Source organism: Saccharothrix sp. ST-888 (genome assembly GCF_000955975.1).
In the GTDB taxonomy this organism is placed as follows: Bacteria; Actinomycetota; Actinomycetes; order Streptomycetales; family Streptomycetaceae; genus Kitasatospora.
This window is the reverse complement of the sequence record NZ_JYJF01000287.1, coordinates 1-1,123: the sequence shown is the minus strand read 5'-3', so window position 1 is coordinate 1,123 and position 1,123 is coordinate 1. Positions and strand designations below refer to the sequence as shown.

The following is a 1,123-nucleotide window of genomic DNA, read 5'->3' as shown; positions in this document are numbered from 1 at the left end:
CGATTTGTTGAACGCGTAGCCGGCGAACGGCACCAGGACGTCCCACACGGCCTGGATGGCCTCGTCGGAGTAGCCGCGTTCCCGGCAGCCGGCCTGGAACGGGACGAACTCCTTCTCCAGGACCTCCTTCTTCTTCTTGCCCATCGCACGGCGGAGCAGGTCTGCCTGGCCCAGGCTGTAGCCGGCCAGCACCTGCGCGGCTCGCTGCACCTGCTCCTGGTAGACGATCAGACCGTAGGTGGGGCCGAGGACCTCGCTGAGCGGGGCTTCCAGCTCGGGGTGGATCGGGACGATCTCCTGCTGGGCGTTCTTGCGCAGGGCGTAGTTGGTGTGCGAGTTCATGCCCATCGGGCCGGGGCGGTACAGCGCGGAGACGGCCGAGATGTCGGCGAACTCGGTGGGCTTCATCAGCTTGAGCAGGGCGCGCATGGGGCCGCCGTCGAGCTGGAACACGCCCAGGGTGTCGCCCCGGGCCAGCAGTTGGTAGGTGGTGGGGTCGTCCAGCGCGATCTTCTCGATGTCGACCTCGACACCGCGGTTGGCCTTGATGATCTTGATGCAGTGGTCGATGATGCCCAGGTTCCGCAGACCCAGGAAGTCCATCTTGATCAGACCCATGGCTTCGCACGACGGGTAGTCGAAGCCGGTGATGATCACGCCGTCCTTGTCCCGCTTGTGCAGCGGGATCAGGTCGAGCAGCGGGGTCGAGGAGAGGATGACCGCGGCGGCGTGCACACCGGTGCCGCGGATCAGGCCCTCGATGCCCAGACCGGTGTCGATGATCTTCTTGACGTCCGGCTCGTTCTCGTACAGCGAGCGGATCTCGGTGCCCTCGTTGTACCGGGGGTGGCTCTCGTTGAACAGGTCCGCCAGCGGGACGCCCTTGCCCATCACGTCCGGCGGCATCGCCTTGGTGATCCGGTCGCCCATGGCGAAGGGGTAGCCCAGGATGCGGTTGGCATCCTTGACCGCGGCCTTGGCCTTGATGGTGCCGAAGGTGTTCACCTGGGCGGTGTAGGCGGAGCCGTACTTCTCGGTGACGTAGCGCACCATCTGGTCGCGCTGGCGGTCGTCGAAGTCGATGTCGACGTCCGGGGGGTTGATGCGCTCGGGGTTCAGGAAC

At 66.0% G+C, this 1,123-nt stretch carries 1 protein-coding gene; it reads right to left on the bottom strand.

Annotated elements, in window-relative coordinates; genetic code table 11:
• On the bottom strand, positions 1-1,123 hold a 1,123-nt coding region (dnaE, locus tag UK12_RS32665; protein WP_045306836.1), incomplete at both ends, for a DNA polymerase III subunit alpha.